The organism is Rhodococcus sp. NCIMB 12038 (assembly GCF_002165735.1).
GTDB lineage: Bacteria > Actinomycetota > Actinomycetes > Mycobacteriales > Mycobacteriaceae > Rhodococcus_F.
Genome location: NZ_NHML01000023.1, coordinates 45,415 through 61,429, shown reverse-complemented (window position 1 = coordinate 61,429; position 16,015 = coordinate 45,415). Strand labels below are relative to the sequence as shown.

General features: G+C 64.5%; 14 protein-coding genes. 6 read left to right on the top strand and 8 right to left on the bottom strand.

The window, feature by feature from the left end; genetic code table 11:
* Nucleotides 1–115 precede the first annotated feature (115 nt).
* The 5 genes from CA951_RS29980 to CA951_RS29960 form a co-directional block, all read right to left on the bottom strand.
* A complete protein-coding gene (locus tag CA951_RS29980) occupies nt 116–1,765 on the bottom strand; it encodes an AMP-binding protein (protein WP_087560310.1) in 1,650 nt (549 codons plus the stop codon).
* A 178-nt stretch (nt 1,766–1,943) separates the two neighbouring features.
* On the bottom strand, nt 1,944–2,744 hold the full coding sequence (locus CA951_RS29975; protein ID WP_087560309.1) for an SDR family NAD(P)-dependent oxidoreductase: 801 nt from the start codon (nt 2,742–2,744) through the stop codon (nt 1,944–1,946).
* Entirely contained in the window at nt 2,741–3,718 is a 978-nt protein-coding gene (locus CA951_RS29970; RefSeq protein ID WP_087560308.1) for an acyl-CoA dehydratase activase, read from the bottom strand. The genes CA951_RS29975 and CA951_RS29970 overlap by 4 nt, the downstream gene beginning before the upstream one ends.
* Nucleotides 3,719–5,059 (bottom strand): 2-hydroxyacyl-CoA dehydratase subunit D, encoded by a 1,341-nt coding sequence (locus tag CA951_RS29965; protein WP_087560307.1) that lies wholly within the window; start codon nt 5,057–5,059, stop codon nt 3,719–3,721.
* A gap of 28 nt (nt 5,060–5,087) precedes the next feature.
* Complete coding sequence (locus CA951_RS29960; RefSeq protein WP_087560306.1) at nt 5,088–6,260, bottom strand: 2-hydroxyacyl-CoA dehydratase subunit D; 1,173 nt, start codon at nt 6,258–6,260, stop codon at nt 5,088–5,090.
* Between the two features lie 161 nt (nt 6,261–6,421).
* Between CA951_RS29960 and CA951_RS29955 the strand changes: the two genes are divergently transcribed.
* From CA951_RS29955 to CA951_RS29935, 5 genes are all read left to right on the top strand, one after another.
* Nucleotides 6,422–7,528 (top strand): CaiB/BaiF CoA-transferase family protein, encoded by a 1,107-nt coding sequence (locus CA951_RS29955; protein ID WP_087560305.1) that lies wholly within the window; start codon nt 6,422–6,424, stop codon nt 7,526–7,528.
* A gap of 48 nt (nt 7,529–7,576) precedes the next feature.
* Nucleotides 7,577–8,446 (top strand): PaaX family transcriptional regulator C-terminal domain-containing protein, encoded by an 870-nt coding sequence (locus tag CA951_RS29950; protein ID WP_087560304.1) that lies wholly within the window; start codon nt 7,577–7,579, stop codon nt 8,444–8,446.
* A gap of 128 nt (nt 8,447–8,574) precedes the next feature.
* Complete coding sequence (locus tag CA951_RS29945) at nt 8,575–9,237, top strand: TetR/AcrR family transcriptional regulator (protein WP_179220360.1); 663 nt, start codon at nt 8,575–8,577, stop codon at nt 9,235–9,237.
* Nucleotides 9,230–10,267: an ATP-binding cassette domain-containing protein gene (locus CA951_RS29940; RefSeq protein ID WP_256974147.1), complete on the top strand. Its 1,038-nt coding sequence runs from the start codon at nt 9,230–9,232 to the stop codon at nt 10,265–10,267. Before CA951_RS29945 ends, CA951_RS29940 begins: the two co-directional genes overlap by 8 nt.
* Entirely contained in the window at nt 10,264–11,121 is an 858-nt protein-coding gene (locus CA951_RS29935; protein WP_218780531.1) for an ABC transporter permease, read from the top strand. Before CA951_RS29940 ends, CA951_RS29935 begins: the two co-directional genes overlap by 4 nt.
* 164 nt (nt 11,122–11,285) lie before the next feature.
* On the opposite strand, the gene CA951_RS45230 is transcribed toward CA951_RS29935, so the two are convergent.
* Complete coding sequence (locus tag CA951_RS45230; protein ID WP_218780535.1) at nt 11,286–11,912, bottom strand: flavin reductase family protein; 627 nt, start codon at nt 11,910–11,912, stop codon at nt 11,286–11,288.
* A gap of 365 nt (nt 11,913–12,277) precedes the next feature.
* On the opposite strand from CA951_RS45230, the gene CA951_RS29925 reads away from it, so the two are divergent.
* Nucleotides 12,278–13,054: an enoyl-CoA hydratase/isomerase family protein gene (locus tag CA951_RS29925; RefSeq protein ID WP_087560300.1), complete on the top strand. Its 777-nt coding sequence runs from the start codon at nt 12,278–12,280 to the stop codon at nt 13,052–13,054.
* Nucleotides 13,055–13,206: 152 nt separating this feature from the next.
* On the opposite strand, the gene CA951_RS29920 is transcribed toward CA951_RS29925, so the two are convergent.
* Together CA951_RS29920 and CA951_RS29915 are read right to left on the bottom strand one after the other, a co-directional pair.
* A complete protein-coding gene (locus tag CA951_RS29920) occupies nt 13,207–13,872 on the bottom strand; it encodes a TetR/AcrR family transcriptional regulator (protein ID WP_087560299.1) in 666 nt (221 codons plus the stop codon).
* A gap of 44 nt (nt 13,873–13,916) precedes the next feature.
* Entirely contained in the window at nt 13,917–15,803 is a 1,887-nt protein-coding gene (locus CA951_RS29915) for a CoA transferase (protein ID WP_256974146.1), read from the bottom strand.
* Nucleotides 15,804–16,015 lie beyond the last annotated feature (212 nt).

The following is a 16,015-nucleotide window of genomic DNA, read 5'->3' as shown; positions in this document are numbered from 1 at the left end:
GAACGCGAACACCCGCTTCGAACTCAGGCTTGCGTTTGTTGGCGTTGATCGAAACGCGTCGTGAATCCGATCAGCCGGAGGACGGTCCGGTGGCAGCAGAGTAGGTGAGTCCGGGTCAGCTGTTGGACAGTGACTCCGGAGCCGTCTGGGTATCGAGGTCTGCGGCGGTGAGTACTCCGGACGCAATTTCCTGCTGCACACGGAATTTCTGGATCTTCCCGGACGGTGTCATGGGGAGTGCGTCGGTGAAGTACCACAGCGACGGCGTCTTGTGGGCCGCGATTCGGTCGCGGCACCAGGCTTTCAATTCGGTCGGCTTCGGTGGGTTCGCGGGGTCCGCCGGTCGCACGACGGCGCCGATCTGCTCGCCCCATCGGGTGTCGGGAACCCCGACGATCGCAACCTCGGCAACGTCGTCGTGGCGGAACAGCAGTTCTTCGATCTCACGGGGATAGATGTTCATGCCGCCTCGAATGATCATGTCTTTGAGACGGCCGGTGATGCGGAGGAAGCCTCGTTCGTCCATCGTTGCGAGATCACCCATGTACAGCCATCCGTCGGCGTCGATGGTGGCGGCGGTCTCGTCGGGCATCTCGGAATAACCGAGCATCGTCTGGTAGCCGCGACAGCATATTTCGCCCTGCTCACCGATCGGGACAATCTCCTGGGAGACGGGGTCGATGATCTTCACTTCCAGTTCCGGCAGTGGCTGTCCGACGGTGGTGGCCTGATCGGCAGGATCGTCGGTGACTCGGGTCTGGCTGATGACGCCGTGCATCTCGCTCTGCCCGAACAGGATCGTGACTTGGCAGGCGAGTTCGTCGAGCACCCGTTCGACGAGTGCCTGGGGAACTGCTGACGCGCCGGACAGCACAGTGTGGAGGCTCGACAGGTCGCGTGTTCCGCGGTCCGGGTGCTCGAGAAGCGCGATGAGCATCGTCGGAACCATCAGTGAGTGTGTTCCGCGGTAGGTTTCGAGCATCTCGAGCATGAGTGCGGCGTCGAAGCCGGGTAGTACCACAAAGGTCCCGTGCGCCGCGAACGTCCCGAGTTCGGTTACAGCACCGCCCCCGATGTGGTACATCGGCATTGCGTTGACGCAGACGACGTGGTCCACCAGCCCGGCACGCTCGAACACGAACGTGGCTTCGTTGACGATTCCTTTGTGGTGCAGCAGTGCGCCTTTGGGGAAACCGGTGGTTCCGGAGGTGTATTGAATCTGCACCGGCGCGGTAGGTGCGACAGTGGGTAACTCACTTGCCGGGTCGCCGGTCGCGATGAAGGACTGCCACTCGCTCGGTGTGACGACCATGCGGAGTTCGGGGAGTGACGGCCGTACTTCCGCCAGGACCGCCGTGAGGTCCGCGCCGCGATAGCTTTCCCGGTAGAAGAGCCCGACCGAGCGGGACTGGCGAAGGATGTACTCGAGTTCGTGGGCGCGGTAAGCGGGGTTCACGCCCACCACCACCATCCCGGCCATCGCGATCGCTTGCTGGAGGATTACCCACTCCGCACTGTTGGGCGCCCAGATCGCGATCCGGTCTCCGGGCGCGAAGTGGGCCAGCAGTGCCCTGGCTACCTTCTCGGTGTCGGCGAGGAGTTGACGGTACGTCCACTCTCGCCGGTCGGCCGGATCGGGAGATCCGTCGACCAGGGCGAGGCGGTCGGGTACCGCCGACGTGGCCTCTCGCAGCAGGTCGCCGACGGTGATGTCGCGGACGCCTGAGCTCGGTGTCGCCGGCCAGAGAGACTTTTCGAGGGGCATGATGCAATCCTGCCTTCGGGCTGTGCGGGGTGGGGGAAGTTGGTGGAGCGTGAGGTGCTCGTGACGAGGAAGCCGGAGTCGGCTGCGAAGTGGTGTCTCAGTCATCACGCAATGTAATACACATGTGGAGCTGATCGCTATGAATTCGTCAAAATAGTGTGGGCGAGCTGAGGAGCCCTCACCCCGCCGAGATGCCGCCATTCGGGCTGACCGCTTGACCGGTGATCCGACGGGCCTGAGGGCTGCACAGGAACAACACGAGGTCGGCCACGTCGACCGGCTCGGCGACCCCCAGTGACGCCAGCCCTGCGGCCTTCGCGAAGAGCTTGGCGCTGAACGGCTCGGCCATGACACGGTCGTAGGCGCCGGTGTCGCGGATGAGCGACGGCGTCACCGCGTTGACGCGGATGCCGTCGCGCTTGGCCTCCATCGCAAGGGTTTTGGAGAACATCACGATGGCCGCCATGGCCGCGCCGATGACGGATTCTCCCGGGGTCGGATGCTTCGCCGCGTCGGAGGCGATGTTCACGATCGCGCCGCCGTGCTTCGCCCGCATGTGTGGAAGTACGGCCCGGCACATGTTGATCGGGCCGAGCGCCTGCTGCACCAGGATCGACGGAACATCGTCGGGGGGCGTGTCGTGAAACAGTCGAGGCGTGAACGAACTCACCGTGCTGTTTATCAGGATGTCGGCCGGCCCCAGCGAGGCCGACAGTTCCTCGGTCACCCGCGCGGCCTCGGTGGGGTCGTTCACATCGCCCGCGGCGAAGAAGGCCCAGACACCCGAAGCGAGTGATCGAACCTCCGCCGCCGCCTTCTCGCCGCGCTCGGTGTTGCGGCCGACCAGACCGATGCGCTGGGTGCCCGCCCGGACCAACTGACGGGCGACCTGCAGGCCTACTCCGCTCGTCCCACCCACGATGTAGACGGTGGCCTCGGACAGGTCTGGTACCCAGACTTCGGGTGTGTCTGTGGTCATCGGATGTTCCTCTGCAGTTCGAGGGGCACCGGTTCGCCGGTGCCCGGATGGGAATGGCCGGGCCTGCCGTCGCAGTCCTGGCAGTGCGGCGTCCCGCTCGACAGGCTCGCCCGGAATTGTTCTTCGGTGGCGGCGTCGGACGACGTCGGCGCCGCAGCGGTGCCCGCGTAGTCGTCGCGGGCCAGCAGTCCGGCGCCGTACGCGCCCGCGATCTGTGGTTGATCGAGTAGTTCCACCGGGTGGCCCAGCGCCCGCGAGACGTGAAGACGGGCGGCCGGGTTCTTCGCCACTCCGCCCGTCATCACGGTCGGTGTCGCCTTGCCGACCTGTGCCACCAGTCCGAGTGTGCGCGCCGCGACCGCTTTGTGCACCGACGCGGCGATGTCCGCCTTCTCGCGGCCCTGCGCGAGTAGTGAAATCACCTCGGTCTCCGCGAACGTGGCACACATACTGCTGACCTCGAGGCTCTCGGAACCGGCGAGCGCGAGTTCGCCGACCGCGCCGATGTCGACTTCCAGTGCCCGCGCGAGCACGTCGAAGAAGCGGCCGGTCCCGCTCGCACACCGGTCGTTCATGGCGAACCGTTCGACGAGGCCGTCGTCGTCGACGATGATGGCCTTGCTGTCCTGTCCGCCGATGTCGATCACCAGCCGCACACCCGGGTGCAGGGCGGCGGCGCCACGTGCGTGGCAGGTGATTTCGGTGAACGTCCGGTTCGCCCCGGGGACCAGCTTGCGCCCGTAGCCGGTGCTGATGGTCCGCCGGATGTCGGATTGCGCGACACCGGCGGCCGCCATCGCCCCGTCCATTGCGCGCGCGACCGCTTCGCGGCTCACGGCTCCCATCTGCACGACACTCGATCCGCGCAGGGCGCCGTCCTGGTCCACGACGGCCGCCTTCGCCGTGGTGGACCCGAGATCGACGCCCATGACGAACCAACCCGGCGTCGTCTTGTCTGCGGAGGTGGCAGCCATCTAGATCACGGACTTCATCCGCTGCACGTCAATGGCCTCGAGCATCGCCTCCAGTCGACTGTCGAACAGTTCGTCGTTGTAGAACGACGCGTCGGCGACGTCGCCTTCGAAGAAGAACGACTTGACGCCGCGCTCCGCCTCGGCAGAGCGGGCGAGCATCGTCTGCGGATTGGTCATCGCCCGGCACGTCCGCGTCGAGTGGAACGCGATCCCGTCGATCGCGTATTCGTCCAGCCGGCGGAGCAGGAGTTCCTGCAGGTTCTTCAATCCGTGGTTCAGTGGGCAGAGCAGGTAGTGCTGCGCCATGCCCAGGAGCGGGTTGTCGACGTCGATGAGCTGCGGCTCCTGCCAGAAGGATTCGTGGGTGTAGCGGCCGGCGACGACGGCGACGTCGTATTCCGCGAACTTCCGGGTGAGGAAGCCGAGCTTGTTCCAATTCATGATCCCGTCGAAGTACACGCGGTAGCGTTCGTCCGCGACCGCGCTGACCCCGTCGGTGACCCGCTGCTGAATTTCGGCCTTCACGCCGGCGAAATAGTCGACGAGCGCCTGATTGCCGGGCAGGAAGTTGATCGGCGCGATGCTCGCGACCCAGTCCCAGTAGGTCGCAGGCGTGGGTGCCTGCCTGCACAGCGCCATTCCCTCGAGGCGCAGCTCGGAGGCCTGTTTGATGTAGGACATGCTCTCGCTGAGCCCATCCCAGTCGAACGGTCTCCCGGTCTGGTGTTCGAGGAAGGTGATGAGTTCGCGCAGTTGCCCTTCGACGTACTTGCTCACCTCGGTCCACTCCTCGCCCCGCATGTACCCGGCGTCGGGTTTGTTGCCCCACAGCATGGGGATCGAGACGTTGAACAGCGGGAGTTTGCGATCGAACACCCGGTACGTCATCGCGTCCCATTGCTGACCGGTGCTGCATCCGGCGTAGCCGTTGACGAAGAAGTCCGGGGCAGGCAGTTTGCTCGCCAATTCCTGCTGGTCGACCATGCCGACCACGCCAGTCTCGCGGTCGGCCGCGGTTTGGTGCGTCAGCACGGCGCAGCCCAGATGTGTTCGCGCATAAGAGCAGAGCTCACCGATGTAGCCGTACTCGGCGCCGGCGGCCTGGGCGGGCCCTTCGAGGTGCTGGGCGGCCAGTCGAGCGGCGAACGCCTCGCCGTGGCACCACTCCAGGCCCGCGGCCTGGAACAGCGGGTTCAGTGCGGCGCCGTTGTACCAGACGACATGCTTCCCGCGTTCCTTGGCGGTGAAGATGTTCTCCCAATAGTCGGCCACCAACTTGCCGCCGACTCGCGTACTCGACAAGCGGCGGGTCTTTTCCTTGCTGATCTCTTCGATCGCCATGGCGAACTCCTCTGAGTGAAAGTCGAATTCAGGACGGGACGGGTGCGAGCTGACGGCGAATGCGCTCCACGAAGGTCTCGATCTTGGTGCGGAGTGTCTCGATGGGGTTGCCTTCGTGCTCGGTCTCGAGGAGTAGCAGAGGTATCCCGTGCGCGTCGAGTGCCTTGCGCAACTCCGGGTAGTAGAGCATGTGGGGTTCGCAGAACTTCGCCATCAGGACGACGACACCGTTCGCGCGGCTCTTCTCGAGTGAGTCGATCAAATAGGTGTCCCAGTCGACCCCGACGGTGACCCGTGTCGGGCAGGGGGCGTTGTCGTTACGGTCCAGGTACCACTCCGACAGCGCTTCCAGCGGATCGCCGTGCTCGGGGACGTCGGTCGAGATGTATCGAAAACCGGTGTACAGGTCGTCGTCGACGACGATCACTCCGGACTCCTCGATCACATCGAGGACCTCGGGGCGCGGGGCGTGGCAGAAGTGACCGGAGAGATGCAACCGCACCAGGTCGTCGGGTGCGTCGGCATTCGGGTCGAGCCGGACGAGAAGACCGTTCAGGGCGGCATTGTGTTCGTCGATGTCCATCACCATGCTCGACTTCACCAGTACCTGCATGTCGCTCGCGGTGATGCGCGCACGGCCGTTGCGCCGCAGGTCGTAAAGCTCCCGGAGTAGGCGTCGATTCGTGTTGAACAGCCGAATGCTCTCGGCGAGCGACTCGTCCGTGATCGTCGCCCCGACGACCCCCTCGATCTCGAGCTTGAGTTCGTGCACGCGCCCCGCGACCCGCGGCTTGGTCCACGGGTCGTCCATCGCGCTGGTGAACTGCGCGAAGTGCACCGGTTTCTCGGGCCGCGCCCAGCGGATCACGTCGACGGCGCCGAGGAGTTGCACGCAGTGATCGGCGGCGACGAAGCCGTCGAAGACGTCGAGTTCACCGACCGCGGCCTGATCGGCGACGCTACGCGTGTAGCCGCAGTAGAACTCGGCAAGCAGGTTACGACCCTCCGTGATCGGGGTGCGGCTTTCCTGGACGATCACCGGCAACGCACCGGCGGCGTGCACGATCTCGGAGGGAAAGTTCATCGGAAAAGAACCGATCACGCGGTTCCCGTTCTTCGTTTTCCATGCCTGCGCATATGCGACCGGGTCATCGGCCGCCGCTCGCAGCGACGACATGACGGTCGGATCCAGTTCGTTCACATCCAGCCCTTCGACTTGGTGGACGGATACACCCCAACGACTGACGAACTGCGTCGCGGCGACCTGACTTGAGATATTACGTTATTGGATAGATAGTATCCATAGTTGTCAAACATTGGTTGTGGGGAGAACCCACGTCGTCCGTTGTTCGGAGGCTCCTGATGAAACAAGTGCTCGATGGATTGCGGGTCGTCGAACTCGCCGGGATCGGCCCGTCACCCCACGCCGCGATGCAGCTCGCGGACCTCGGCGCCGAGGTCGTGCGAATCGAGCGTCCAGGGGGCGTGACGCAGCTGTTGCCCGTGGACAAGGATGCGGGACTGCGTAATCGGCGCTCGGTGAGTGCCGACCTGAAGGACCCCGCCGACCTGGCGAGGATCCTGAAGCTCGTCGACAAGGCCGACGTCCTCATCGAGGGCTACCGGCCGGGTGCGGCGGAGCGACTGGGCATCGGTCCCGACGTGTGCCGTCAACGGAACCCCCGGCTCGTGTACGCCAGGATCACCGGGTGGGGCCAGGACGGCCCGCTCGCGCCCTATGCCGGGCACGACATCAACTACCTTGCGCTGACCGGTGCGCTGAACGCCATCGGACGGGACGGCGAGAGGCCACTCGCACCGCTCAACCTGGTCGCCGACCTGGGGGGCGGATCGATGCCGGCGGTCACCGGCATTCTCGGTGCCCTGTACGCGAGGGAGCGGACCGGTCGCGGAGACGTTGTCGATATCGCGATGGTGGACGGGGTGAGTGCGCTCATGACGATGTTCTGGACGCTCACCGAGAACGGGGTCTGGTCCGATCGGCGGGGGACCAACGTCATCGACGGCGGGGCGCCCTTCTACGACACGTACGAGTGCGCCGACGGTCGGTACATCGCGGTCGGCGCCGTGGAGCCCGTCTTCTATGCGCAGCTGCTGACGGGACTCGAACTCGACCCCGCGGGTCTGCCGGACCAATACGACGAGTCGGCATGGTCGACGCTCCGGAAGACCTTCGCCGACGTCTTCGTCACGCGGAGCCGGGAGGAGTGGGTGCAGGCATTCGCCCATCTCGACGCGTGCGTGACGCCGGTGCTGGCCCTCGCCGAGGTGCCGGACCACCCGCACATCGCCGCGCGCAACACGGTCGTGACCGCGTTCGGACAGCGTCAGCCGGCGGCGGCGCCCCGCTTCGCCGAGACACCACCCGCAACCTATGCGCCGCCCCGCACACCCGGCGCCGACACCGAGGCCGTCTTCAAGGACTGGGGTGTCGATGACGATCGGTGACCGGGTCTCCAGGGGTGTTGTGGCAACGGGTCGACCTGATGCGCGACGATGACACTCATGTCTGACTCGAAGCCGTCCGACTCGAAACCGGAGTCCACCCCCGACAAGGAAGTGGCGTCGACCGGAAGCGCGCGGTCGGTCCTCGTCACCGTGCTTGGCGAACTCGTCGAACCGTACGGACAGCCGGTGCGGACGGCTGCCCTTCTCTATGTCCTCAAAGGACTCGGGTACGGGGAGCATGCCGCTCGGCAGGCGATCGCGCGCACAGGTTCCGCCGGTCTGATCGCCGCAGACCGGAACGGACGCGAAACGCAGTGGACGTTGACGGACAAGGCGCATCGGCTCTTCACCGAAGGTGAACTTCGTGTCTTCTCCACCGACGTGGACACCACGCAGTGGGACGGCAGGTGGCTCGTCGTGAACGTGCCGATTCCGGAGTCGCACCGCTCGACCCGCAAGAAGCTCTATGCCGCGCTGCGGTGGGCAGGATTCGGGAACCCGACACCCGGCGTCTGGGTCACTCCCCACGTCGATCGTGCCGCGGAAGCGGAACGAACCATCGAGTCTCTCGGATTGACCGCGAATACGGTCTCGTTCGTCGGGACGCTCGCCGTCCCCGGGATTCCCGAGAACGAACTCGTCCGCCGCTCATGGGATCTGGAGGCCGCCGAGAAGGAGTACGACGAACTGCTCGACCGATTCGATGCCCGCACCTTCGAACCGGGCGACGAGTTGCTGTTCGCGCACCTCCAGCTCGCGGACGCGCTGCGGCGCATGCCGTACATGGATCCCCGGCTCCCCGAGGTGCTGCTGCCGGACTGGCGCGGGCTGAAAGCCGCCCGGCGGCTGCGGGACCTCCGCGCCGAATGGACCCCCACCGCCCACGCGCACTGGCGTCGGATCGCCGGTCTCGACTGATCGGTCTGCCGGGGGAGTGTTGAGCGCGCACGGGGATGCGGCTATGGACTCTGCCGACCTGCAGCGATACGCTCGAGTATCGAAACGCATTCGTAGCGGAGTGTGGTATCGCAACGAGGAGGGTCTCCATGACCCGAGACAACGGAGCCGGCGGCGGGGATGAATTACGCCACCGGGGCGGTCGTAGCCGGGACAGCTCGCGCGACCTGGCCTTGCGAGAGGCAGCGCTAGACCTTCTCGCCGAGGTGGGTTACGACCGCCTGACCATGGACGCCGTGGCCGCACGTGCCCGTGCCGGCAAGACCACCATCTACCGGCGATGGCAGGACAAGGCAGAGCTGGTCGTCGATTCCCTGAACAGCCTGAAGGGCGCCCCCGACATCCCGGACACGGGATCGTTGCGACAGGATCTGCACGCCTTGGCGGAGGAAATCACCAGCGCGGAGGGCAAATTCGGTGCGCGCGTGACGGTCGGGATGGTCAGCGCCCTCGCCCGGGACGCCGAGTTGCGGCAGGTGATCCGGGAGAAATTCATGGCGCCGCGCATGACGGGGTTTCGGGAGGTCTTCGAGCGTGCCGTGGCCCGAGGGGAAATGTCCGACGGTCACGACCTGGACCTACTGGCCGGGCTGTTCCCCGCGCTCGCCCTCCAACAGCTCGTGATGTCCGGGGAGCTCCCCGATACCGAGTTCGCCCGCCAGATCATGGACGAGGCCGTCTATCCCCTGGCCACAGCACCAGCCGCCCGCATAGCCACGGGCGCCACCGCTGGAGGGAAGACATATGGGTAACGGCACGGAAACCAGGCCGATGATCGAGGCCGAGGGTCTGGTCAAGCATTACGGGCAGACCCGAGCCCTGGCCGGTATCGACTTCGCGGTGCCCGCCGGGACGATTCTCGGTCTGCTCGGCCCGAATGGCGCCGGCAAGTCGACAGCGGTGCGGATCCTGACCACGCTGGCTCTCCCCGACACAGGACGCGCCGCCGTCGCGGGAATCGACGTGGTCAAGCATCCCGGCGAGGTGCGGCGCTACTTCGGTCTCGCCGCCCAGGACGCGACGCTCGACCCTCTGCTCACCGGGCGCCAGAACCTGATGATCGTGGGGGAGCTGTCCGGCATGAGACGGGCCGTGTCGCGAACCCGTGCTGCGGAACTGCTCACCCAATTCGACTTGCTCGACGCCGCCGACCGGGTGTCGAAGGGATACTCCGGTGGAATGCGTCGCCGACTCGATCTCGCGGCATCGCTGATGACGCGGCCGCCGGTCCTGTTCCTCGACGAGCCGACGACCGGGCTGGATCCAACCGGACGCCAGATGGTGTGGGACGCGATTCGGGAACTTCTCCGTGACGGGGTGACGATTCTGCTGACCACGCAGTACCTCGAAGAAGCAGACGCCCTGGCCAACCGCATCGTCGTCGTCGACCACGGCACGGTGATCGCCGAAGGAACACCGCACGAGCTCAAGGAAGCGAGCCGCAGCGCGCACGTCGAGGTGACACTGGCGGCACCACACGCCGACGCGGAAGGTGCCATTGCTCCGCTGGTGGTCGGACGTGTCCACGCGAGCGACGACGGGCGGCGTCTCAGCGCGGGCGTGGATGCGACATCCGGGTTGGCCACCGCCCTCGTGAGGCAACTCGACGCAGCGGGAGTTCTGGTGGACAACATCGAAGTCCGCCGTCCCTCCCTCGATGACGTGTTCCTCGCCCTGACCGGCGGGCGCATTGCCGACGACGGTGTGGAACGTGACGACGGTGATTCCGGCGCGCCTCGCCGTGCCGACGACGGCCACGAGGTCCGGGAGGTGCGGTCATGACGAGCACAGACATCGCGGAATCCGGGGTCGGCTCCGAGCGGCTGCGCGGGTCCGGCGGCGTGCGCGGCCCGTTGTCCCAGACCTGGTCCATGACCCGGCGCAACTTGATCCACATCTCGCGTGCGCCAATGCAACTGTCGGATGTGACCATTCAGCCGTTGGTCTTCACGCTGCTCTTCGTGTACATCTTCGGCGGCGGCATCCCGATCCCCGGCGGCGGAAGTTACGTCGACTACGCCCTGGCCGGCGTCCTGGCTCTCAACCTTGTCAGTTCCACCATGGGCACCGCGGTCGGCCTGAGCACCGATCTGCACGAGGGCATGATGGAGCGCTTCCGCACCCTGCCCATGTGGCGTTCCGCCATTTTGGTGGGGCGGTCGTTGGCGGACCTGCTCACAGCACTGCTCTGCGCGCTCATCGTCGCGCTGACCGGCCTCGCGGTGGGGTGGCGTCCGGAGGCGAACCTGGCATCGGTGCTCGGGGGCTTTGCGCTGATGCTGTTCTTCGCCTACGCCGTCTCGTGGGTGTCCGCCTGCATGGGCCTGAACGCGCAGAGCCCCGAAACGGCCGCCTCCTTCGGCCTCATCCTGCTCCTACCCCTCACATTCGTGTCCAACGCCATAGTCCCCACCGAACACATGCCGGACTGGCTCCAGACGATCACCACCTGGAACCCGGTGAGCTCGGTCGTCGCCGGGACCCGGGTGCTCTGGGAAAACCCGAACCCGTCGGCGACAATTCAGGCGTGGCCGATGCAGCACCCGATCGAAGCCGCGCTGATCTGGTCGGTTCTGATCCTCGCCGTGGCAGCACCGGCGGCAACCTACTTCGTCAAGCGGAGGACGACGGAATAGGGACGCGGCAGCGTGCTCCAGCCCTACTCGGAGAAGTCCTGCCACACCCCGGCCGCCGTCATGAGCGAAGATCACGATGAGTGCCGCACGACTGCAGTGCTTTTCGGAGGGAGTCTGTCGTTCGGTCCTGCTGGGAGGTGGGGAAGGAGTTCGAACTCGCCGCCCTACCCGGAGGCGACGGATCCGCTCGTCATGGAACGCGCGATCGAGCCCAATTGACCCTGGAAGAAGGTGAGGGGCTTTTCGCCGTTGACTTCGGAGGCTTCCACTCGGGCTGTGACGATCCAATGGTCGCCGCCTTCGTGTACTTCTTCGATGCGGCATTCCAGGTGTCCGAGCACATCGTCGAGGATGGGTGCGCCGCAGTGCAATCCAGCTTGCCAGCCGACTCCGGCGAACTTGTCGGTACCTGATCGGGAGAAAGAGCGGCACAGTTGCTCTTGGGAGGCGCTCAGAACATTGACGGCGAAGTGGCCCTGTGTCGAGATCAGTGGCCACGTCGTGGACGTCTTCGCTGGGCAGATCAGGATAAGGGGCGGATCAAGTGACAGTGCGCTGAACGACTGGCACGTGAACCCGACGGGACCGGTGTCGGTGATCGAGGTGACGATCGTAACTCCGGTGATGAAATGTCCGAGAGTGTGTCGGAAGCTGTCCGGCGAGATCGCGCCGGAGGGGCGTGTTCCGTTTGTGTGCGCGGCCTCCGCCGAGGGGTTCGACCACTCGATGTGTGCACGCACGTGGGATGCCTCTTCGTCGACCCACCCCTTCGAAGCGGCGTACGAAATCATGGCGTCGAACGAGGTGAGGTCGGAAACGGATTTCCGCAACCACGCGATAGCGAGCCAGGCATAGTCGTCTCGGACGGTGCCGGCTCCGACGTTCCGAATCAGCGATCTCAGGCGCCCCGTGTCGCGTCCGGCTGTCGCAACCTTCACGGACAAGCTCTTGAAGTCGGTTGTTTCAGCAAGCGAAACGCGGGACCGGATCGGATCAACATGTACCTTCATCGATTCTCCTCAACTCTTCTCGACCGACCAGTCGGGTGATACATTGATTACCGTATCCACGCCGGGATCCAGGCGTCAATACTTGCCAAGGATCAACATCGCAGACAAGGCGTCGCGGCAGCCGGATGGCCGACGAAAGAGGTAATATGATCAACGATTTCACAGACGGTCAGGTGACTTTCGAAGTTCAGGGAAATGTCGCATTGATAACGCTGTGTAGGCCCCGCAAACGAAATGCCCTGAATTTCACCATGCGGCAGCAGCTCAGAGATGCCTTCGACGCTTATTCCGCCGATGGGGACCTGCGGTGCGCAGTTCTCGCGTCACAAGGTCCTGTGTTCTGCGCAGGGGGCGATCTGAAGGAAATGGCAGCGGGTGATCTGGGTGAGGTTCCGCCTGAATGGATGCAGCTCATGGGTAGTGGTCCGGAGCTCGACAAGCCAACTATTGCCGCTGTACGCGGACCGGCCCTCGCCGGAGGCTTCTATCTCGCGCAGAGCTGCGACCTGTGCGTCGCAGGTGAGAGCGCGGAGTTCGCTATCACGGAAGCCCGTCGCGGGCGCGGGGCACCCTGGGCGACGCCGCTCGTGTCGATGGTGCCTCGCCGGATCATGCTGGAGTTGCTGCTGACCGCGGAGCCGATCGATGCGCGTCGCGCGTACGAAGTGGGGATGGTCAACAATTTGGTTCCCGACGAAGATGTCCTGAAAACTGCAATGAACTTGGCGAATACCATTGCCGCAAACGCGCCATTGAGTGTCGCGGCCGGTAAGCGCATGGTGCGCCTCGCCGAGGACGTGGGGCCTCACGCATCCCGCGAGCCTGCGGAATGGTTGTTTCTCAAGGCGTACCAGAGTGAGGATGCGCTCGAAGGGCCCAGGGCGTTCGCTGAGAAGAGGATGCCGATCTGGAAGGGACGTTGAACAATCCTGTTCCGGCTCCGCTGATCATCCGATCCAGGCCATAGCATCCGGTCCGGAGAGTTCGATACTTCGAACTCCCCGGACCGGATGCTATGGCGCACTTGCTGGTCATCTGATCCTGCGTATGAATGCTCTTCGAGCCAGGCGTTGCGTCAGCTCGACGATGTCGAGCCGCGCAGGTTCGCGGGGGTGGGTGACTTCGCTTGGAGTCCACCGTGCAGGAGGTTCCAGAATTCCTCTGCGACTTCGCGCGGAGATTTCGAGCCCTCCGGCGAATGCCACTGGTAGGACCAGTTGCACATGCCGATCAGGCCGAGAGCGGCGAGATTCGGATCGGTATCACGAAACGTCCCGACGGCCTGGCACGATTCGATCAGAGCGACGATCCGGTGGCGAAATTTCGCACGCTTCTCTGCGATCAACGCCCGTTTCGGGCCCGAAAGCTCTCGGTAGTGCTCGAAAAACACTCGGGAGTGACCTCGATGGGTAGAGATCGCTGTGACCAGATCGACCATCGTTTCCTGTAGTTGTTCTTCGGCCGTCATACCGCTGACGGTATGTTCAGCCTGCAATTTCAACAGGTGGTCCACGAATTCCTCGTGGATGGAGAAGAGTATTTCTTCTTTGCTTCGGAAATAGTGATATATCGTTGGCTTGGCCATTTTGACTGACCGAGCTATTTCGTCCATGGAAGTACGCGAATAACCGATCTCATCAATCAGCAGGGCGGAACGCGCGACGATTTTTTGGCGCCGCAGGTCGGCTGCACTCACTTCCTGGTCGGCGTTCGCACCAACGCCGTGTTGGTGTGCTGCCATGACTATCTCCTTCCCAGCGTTCGGACCCACGTCAGCAGATTCTTTTACTTTTCGATTACTTCCAACGATTCCAGCTCGTCGAGCTGCCGGGCGGTGAGTCCGAGTTCGCGGCCCAGTATTGCACGGGTGTGTGCCCCCAGAAGCGGTCCGGGCTCGGTCGCCGGGAACTTGTGGCCGTTCATTTGCCACGGCAAGCCAAGGATGGGCTGTCGCCCGAGGTATGGATGGTCAACGGGTGCGAAAATCCCGTTCAACTCCGAGATCGGGTCGTCCAATATGTCCTCGAAGCTCCTCACTCGGCTCGCAGGTATCCCGTGCTTCACCAGAGTTTGTTCGGCTTCGTCCGCCTGCCGCGTAGAAGCCCACCGCTGGACCTCCATCTCGAATTCGGCACGGTCGGGGACTGTCTTCAAGCCGATCAATCGAGCGAGAATACTTCGTTCTTCATCCGTCCGAGCGGCAACGGCTATCCACTCCTCGGCGTTGGCTGTCTGCCACGTCCCGTGAGGCCAGTAGGTGCGGTGGCCGTCGGCGGGAACATGGCTGCGACCGGTCTTCTGGAAGTCGGCCATCTGGATTCGTTCGATTGATACGAGTGCTTCGGTCTGAGAGAGGTCGATCAGCGTTCCCCTGCCGGTTCGCCGCCGATCGAGTAGTGCTGCCATGAGCGCCGCCAGGGCGTGTCCGGCACCGTTCGGGTCGCCGAGCGCCGGGTTGAACAGCCCGACAAGATCTCCGGGTCCGTAGCCCACGACGGAGTCGAGACCCGACAATCCCGACATGACGGGTGCATAGCCACCGACGCCCTTCATCGGCCCATGCTGCCCCATCAGGGACATGGAGACCATGATGAGCCCGGGGTTGCGTGCGGAGAGTCGTTCATAGGTCAGGCCCCGCCTCGACAGCACGCCCGGGCGCATGTTCTCGACGACGATGTCTGCCTTGGCCGCCAATTCGACGATCAGTTCGGCGCCCTGGGGCGTCGTGAAGTCGATCGCGATGCTCTTCTTACCGTGGTTGACCTGGTTGAAGTATGGCGTGACCTCGAGGGGTGGTCCGGGGACCGGCTCGCCATCGCGGATGGCTGCGCCACGAACTCGCGTCGGATCTGCGCGGCGGCGGTTCTCCACCTTGAGGATTTCCGCCCCGAGATCTCGGAGGCCCGAAGTGACCATGGGCCCCGACCATGCCCAGGACAGGTCCAATACCTTCAGCCCGGCGAGGGGCGCTTGAGGCCCTGGCTCCAGGTCGAGGATTGGACCGTCGGCGATGTCGGTTGCCGGGGTGAAGCGCCAAGGCTTGCCTGCGATGGCATTTCCAGCACTGTCGTGCTCGAAGAACCCCCGAGAAGCGAACTGGTCGAGCACCATCGCATCGCCCGTATCGAGCACCGGTGCCATCGGGAACTTGTGCACGTTGCTCAGTGCGAACGCCTCGTCGCGAGTCATCCCCGACAGCCAGGCCTCGAGATGGACGTCCGCTTCGTCAGCGTGGAATCGCGCAACGATGCGCGGGTCGCGGAAGCGCTCGTGCTTACACCATTCCGGCCGGCCCATGGCATCGAGCAGACCTGCCCAATCCTGGTCCGTTCGGCACATAATCGATACCCAGCCGTCCGAACATTCGAACATGGCGGCGGGATACGAGCCGCCGGACATACTGGCTCGGGCCCCGTCTCGTTTCCAGGGGCGTTCGTAGGGCCAGAAATTGGAAGCGATCTGGCCCACGTAGTAAGTCAGGACGTCGGTCGGGTTGATCTGCCAGTGTTGTGGACCGAGGTCAGCGCATTCGGCGAGGAGTACTGCGAGCGCCGCAGCTGCGGCGGCCTCGGTTCCGGCGTGGAACGAGGGCAGGTCATAGGGAAGAGGCAACGGAGCTTTGTCCGCATGGCCGATTGCCCAGCTCATTGCTGCTCGTGCCGAGACGATCAACGACTCCCGCTCCCCGAGTCCGGCGGTGATTTCGATGACGGGGCAGCGTGAGGGGCGGCGGGAGATCGCGGTGTTCGCGAGCCGCTGTGCCGTTCGGTTTTGGACGTCGCTGCCGGCTGAATCCGTCAGGATGACATCGGCAGTCGCTACTGCTGCTTCGAACCGTGCTGGATCACCGGTCGGGATCTGCTGTTTTCCCGCGTGCAGTGAGC

What these genes read in the sequence shown, in the direction of transcription:
- CA951_RS29950 (WP_087560304.1), top strand. Translation starts at nt 7,577, where the DNA reads ATGACACTCATGTCTGACTCGAAGCCGTCCGACTCGAAACCGGAGTCC.
- CA951_RS29970 (WP_087560308.1), bottom strand. Translation starts at nt 3,718, where the DNA reads ATGGCTGCCACCTCCGCAGACAAGACGACGCCGGGTTGGTTCGTCATG.
- CA951_RS29965 (WP_087560307.1), bottom strand. Translation starts at nt 5,059, where the DNA reads ATGGCGATCGAAGAGATCAGCAAGGAAAAGACCCGCCGCTTGTCGAGT.
- CA951_RS29925 (WP_087560300.1), top strand. Translation starts at nt 12,278, where the DNA reads ATGATCAACGATTTCACAGACGGTCAGGTGACTTTCGAAGTTCAGGGA.
- CA951_RS29945 (WP_179220360.1), top strand. Translation starts at nt 8,575, where the DNA reads ATGACCCGAGACAACGGAGCCGGCGGCGGGGATGAATTACGCCACCGG.
- CA951_RS29935 (WP_218780531.1), top strand. Translation starts at nt 10,264, where the DNA reads ATGACGAGCACAGACATCGCGGAATCCGGGGTCGGCTCCGAGCGGCTG.
- CA951_RS29920 (WP_087560299.1), bottom strand. Translation starts at nt 13,872, where the DNA reads ATGGCAGCACACCAACACGGCGTTGGTGCGAACGCCGACCAGGAAGTG.
- CA951_RS29975 (WP_087560309.1), bottom strand. Translation starts at nt 2,744, where the DNA reads ATGACCACAGACACACCCGAAGTCTGGGTACCAGACCTGTCCGAGGCC.
- CA951_RS45230 (WP_218780535.1), bottom strand. Translation starts at nt 11,912, where the DNA reads ATGATTTCGTACGCCGCTTCGAAGGGGTGGGTCGACGAAGAGGCATCC.
- CA951_RS29955 (WP_087560305.1), top strand. Translation starts at nt 6,422, where the DNA reads ATGAAACAAGTGCTCGATGGATTGCGGGTCGTCGAACTCGCCGGGATC.
- CA951_RS29940 (WP_256974147.1), top strand. Translation starts at nt 9,230, where the DNA reads ATGGGTAACGGCACGGAAACCAGGCCGATGATCGAGGCCGAGGGTCTG.
- CA951_RS29980 (WP_087560310.1), bottom strand. Translation starts at nt 1,765, where the DNA reads ATGCCCCTCGAAAAGTCTCTCTGGCCGGCGACACCGAGCTCAGGCGTC.